This is a genomic window from Gordonia otitidis NBRC 100426, from assembly GCF_000248075.1.
GTDB lineage: Bacteria > Actinomycetota > Actinomycetes > Mycobacteriales > Mycobacteriaceae > Gordonia > Gordonia otitidis.
On record NZ_BAFB01000258.1, the window covers coordinates 1 to 4184 of the forward strand.

At 62.8% G+C, this 4184-nt stretch carries 3 protein-coding genes and 2 tRNA genes; 4 read left to right on the forward strand and 1 reads right to left on the reverse strand.

What is annotated here, in order from left to right:
- The 4 genes from GOOTI_RS24300 to GOOTI_RS24315 form a co-directional block, all read left to right on the forward strand.
- On the forward strand, nucleotides 1–973 hold a 973-nt coding region (locus GOOTI_RS24300; RefSeq protein WP_007241255.1), incomplete at its 5' end, for a DNA gyrase C-terminal beta-propeller domain-containing protein.
- Nucleotides 974–1161: 188 nt separating this feature from the next.
- Nucleotides 1162–2166 carry a DUF3566 domain-containing protein gene (locus tag GOOTI_RS24305; protein WP_007241256.1) on the forward strand — a complete coding sequence of 335 codons (1005 nt, stop codon included), beginning with the start codon at nucleotides 1162–1164 and terminating at the stop codon, nucleotides 2164–2166.
- Between the two features lie 110 nt (nucleotides 2167–2276).
- Nucleotides 2277–2350, forward strand: a tRNA-Ile gene (locus tag GOOTI_RS24310).
- Nucleotides 2351–2405: 55 nt separating this feature from the next.
- A tRNA-Ala gene (locus tag GOOTI_RS24315) sits at nucleotides 2406–2478 on the forward strand.
- 245 nt (nucleotides 2479–2723) lie between these two features.
- Here the strand turns inward: GOOTI_RS24315 and GOOTI_RS26350 are convergent.
- On the reverse strand, nucleotides 2724–4184 hold a 1461-nt coding region (locus GOOTI_RS26350), incomplete at its 5' end, for a hypothetical protein (protein ID WP_007241257.1).

The following is a 4184-nucleotide window of genomic DNA, read 5'->3' on the forward strand; positions in this document are numbered from 1 at the left end:
CACCGACGAGGATCTGATCGCTCGCGAAGACGTCGTCGTCACCATCACCGAGACCGGGTACGCCAAGCGCACCAAGACCGACTTGTATCGCAGTCAGCGACGCGGCGGCAAGGGTGTGCAGGGCGCCGGACTCAAACAGGACGACATAGTCAAGCACTTCTTCGTCAGCTCCACGCACGACTGGATCCTGTTCTTCACCACGAAGGGCCGCGTCTATCGGGCGAAGGCCTACGAGCTGCCCGAGGCCAACCGCACCGCCCGCGGTCAGCACGTCGCCAACCTGCTGGCTTTCCAGCCGGAGGAGCGCATTGCACAGGTCATCCAGCTCAAGACCTATCAGGATGCGCCGTATCTGGTGCTCGCGACCCGCAACGGCCTGGTGAAGAAGTCCAAGCTCGAAGACTTCGACTCCAATCGTTCCGGCGGTATCGCGGCGATCAACCTGCGTGGCGAGGACGAGTTGGTCGGTGCACAGTTGTGCAGCTCCGACGACGATCTGCTGCTGGTGTCGCAGAAGGGGCAGTCCATCCGGTTCCACGCCGACGACGAGACACTGCGACCGATGGGCCGTCAGACCTCCGGCGTCCAGGGCATGCGCTTCAACGGCGATGACGAGCTGCTCTCGCTGAACGTCGTACGCGAGGGCACGTACTTGTTGGTCGCGACGTCCGGCGGCTACGCCAAGCGCACCCCGATGGACGACTACCCGGTCCAGGGCCGTGGCGGCAAGGGAGTGCTGACCATCCAGCACGACCGCAGGCGAGGCGAGCTCATCGGCGCGATCATCGTCGACGACGATTCGGAGCTGTACGCGATCACCTCCGGTGGTGGTGTCATCCGCACAGCGGCCAAGCAGGTGCGCAAGGCAGGGCGACAAACCAAGGGCGTCCGTCTGATGAACCTCGACGAGGGCACCACGGTCATCGCCATTGCACGTAATGCGGACGAACCCGAAATCGACGGCTCGGAGTAACGGCTCACCGCGGCGTGACGTTGCAACTCCGCGGTGAGAGGTTCAGCCGACGAGCGCGGTTCACCCGTTAGTGTGGTGTGCAACGCCAGCCCCGTTGTGCTCGGTGACCCCGCTGTGTTCGACAGCGCGGTGTGGTCAGCGAAGTGCAGTTGGTTGGAAGTGCACGCGTAATGGAGTGAGGAATACGAGTGAGCACACCGAACGACCCGGACGACAAGACGTCGACGACCGGCCGGCCCGCGGGCCCCACTGAGTCCGGTAATCCCGGTGGGGCGGCGCGGTCGTCGGGTCCGGGTTCTTCGGGCGCGCAGTTGTCGGGATCCCCGAAGACAGAACCCGTCGCTCATCCGTCCATGCCGTCGAAGGATCAGGGCCCGGTCGGAGGTCCCACGCAGCGCGGTCTGGTTCCGCCGTGGCAGCGCGGCGGAGTACCCCCGCAGGCGGGCAAGCCCCAGGGCGGCAATCCGGTCGCCGGGTCAGGTGCAGCGCCGGTCAACGGGCAGTCGAGTGGCCCTGCGCAGGGGCCCAACGGACGCAGCGGACCGCCGCGTGGCCAGGTGAGCTCCGATCCCGCGTCGGGTCAGGCCCCGGTCACGAAGCTGGGCAACACGCCTCGGCCGTCGGCGCCGAATCGCCCCGGAGAACCCGGCACGGGCGCTCGCACCGGATTCGTCGAGTCTCCGACGCGGACGATCGTGCGGGATCCCTCCGAGGACGATCAACTGCCCGACCTCGACGAGATCCACCACACCGCGGAGGTCCGCCAGCCCACCGAGGCTGTCGCAGCGCCTGCCCCACGGTCGGCGCCGGCGCAGGTCGGTCCGGCAACAGCACTGCGTGCCGCGGTCCAGGTCCGTCGTATCGACCCGTGGGCCACATTCAAGATAAGCGCGGTGCTCTCGATCGTCGGTTTCTTCGTCTGGATGATCGCCGTGGCCGTGCTGTACCTGATCCTCGACGGCATGGGTGTTTGGGATCAGATCAACAGCTCGTTCGGCACACTGGTGACCGCGGACGGGTCGTCGAGCGAAGGCGACATCATCGGGGCGGGCACGATCTTCGGTTACGCGGTGCTGCTCGGCGCGATCAACGCGATCCTGCTGACAGCCCTCGCCACGGTCGGCGCCTACATCTACAACCTCTGCGCCGACCTCGTCGGCGGCGCCGAGGTGACTCTCGCCGACCTGGATTAGCTCATGTTTCGCCGGTCGCCGTCCTAGCGTGGTCGCGTTCCAAGCAACCCCTCTGACCAGCCGTTTTGGTTGTTGGTGACCTCGTCGGGTAACCTCAATCCTCGGTTCACGGGCCTATAGCTCAGGCGGTTAGAGCGCTTCGCTGATAACGAAGAGGTCGGAGGTTCAAGTCCTCCTAGGCCCACTGCGAGTGGTTGATCTCAGCCCGTTTCGCAACCCACGCCGGGTGATCTCGGCACGGGGCCTTAGCTCAGTTGGTAGAGCGCTGCCTTTGCAAGGCAGATGTCAGGAGTTCGAATCTCCTAGGCTCCACAGTTGGCATGTTTGCCTATGTCATAGTCTCTAGTTTGGATAAGTCGTAGAAATACGACGAAATTCCGGACATCGGCCTACTAATGACATCAATTTGCGATAGCGCTTCTGAACTCGAGATCCGATCGGCTGAGAAGATCCGCGGACGCACCCAATTAGCGCAGAATTTCGGTCTCCGGGCAGCATCGGACTCTGGAAGTTCCGTGGAGAGGTGTGTCGTCCGTAAGATGGCCCCGAGAGGCAGATCAGCCGCCTGGTGGTGGTCGGTCACCCTTGCTGATCTTTGCGCGCTTCGCTGAGGTCTCGTGCGCCGGTAATTTCGGCGGCGCCATCTTCGTGATCGGGTACGCGGCTGGTATGGCTAGTCTGCGTGTGCGGAAGTGGTTAGTGATGCACTCGTGGTTGTACGCAAAGAGTGTGAAGCCGAGCAGGAAGGCGTTTTTCACCCGCCCGAAGACCCGGGTGTAGCCGCGGTCCATTCGAAACTCGGTACGTAGGGCGCTATTGGCTGCTTCGACAGCATTGCGCCGGTGATAGTCCTGGTTCCAATCGGTCGTGCCATAGAGGTTGCGTTGGCGAATATTTGGGAAGTAGTCGTCGCGTAGGGTGACCGATAGGGAGCATCCGCACTTTTCGTCGTTGCATTCGGTTACAGGTCGGGTCAGCCGCTCTTTCATTGAGACTTGATTGTTGGGGCAGCAGATCTTGGACGGTGCATCGGTTCTGACCGGGCCACGGAAGCGTTGCTTACCATCGGTCTTCTTCCCCATTGATCGGAACGCGTAGGCTGTGCGGTCGTCATAGAGCGACATCAGTGCTGTGCGGTCCGATGATGTCATGCCCACGGTGAATGTGGGGAGTTCTCGCAGGTGCTTGGGTAGCGCGTCGGTGAACAGTGTTCCGTCGACGATGATGGTGCCGGGCTCGGGTCCGGGGCGTTGGCGCCGCTGATTTTGGGTCAGGTCGAAGACGGGCGCAATGCCGAGCTTGCGCAGTGGGCCTGTCCAGAATTCTGTCTTTGCATTGTTGTAGGCGCGGTCAGCGGTGACGTCGGTGATGTTATGGCCGGTGGCATGGAGCTTCTCGATGATCCCGATTGCCGCTCGGGCGTGGTGACTGCCAGCGGGTGTGAGGTTGGCAGCAGCGATGAAACCTGGGACTTCGTCCTGGCCGCGCCACGGCCGTGCGTTGACTGCAAGCGTGAGGTCGTAGCCGACGAACGCTCCGGCAGGATTGTTGTTGTGCGCTGAGCGGTGTCCATCGCGCGCATCGGGGTCGGCGGTTCGTTGTAGGCGGTTATCCGAGCGGAGTACTGGCCAGGTGCCCCTTGTGCGGACCGCTTTGGGATCCGCGTCTGGTTCGCTGTCGGTCTCGTGGCTGGTAGGTGCTTGGTCGCTGGTGCGATTCCAGAAGGCGCGAATCCTGGCGAATGACTCGTAGTCGGTGGAGTCGACTGCCAGGGACATAACGGGCGGCTGCGGCACCGTGTGCTGAAAGACGCCGTTCATTAGCTCGACGACGTCGACTCTGTCGGCGTCGACCAGGACCTTCACACGTGCGGCAAAGTCAGTTGTCTGACTATAAGACAGGGATTTGAGGCCGAGCTGGCGTCTTTGATCCGACGTAAGGCCGAGGAAGGTGTCGTAGATGTTGGTGAACAGCATCCGCCGCTTCTCGATCGCATTGATGAAGGCGAGTGTGAAGGA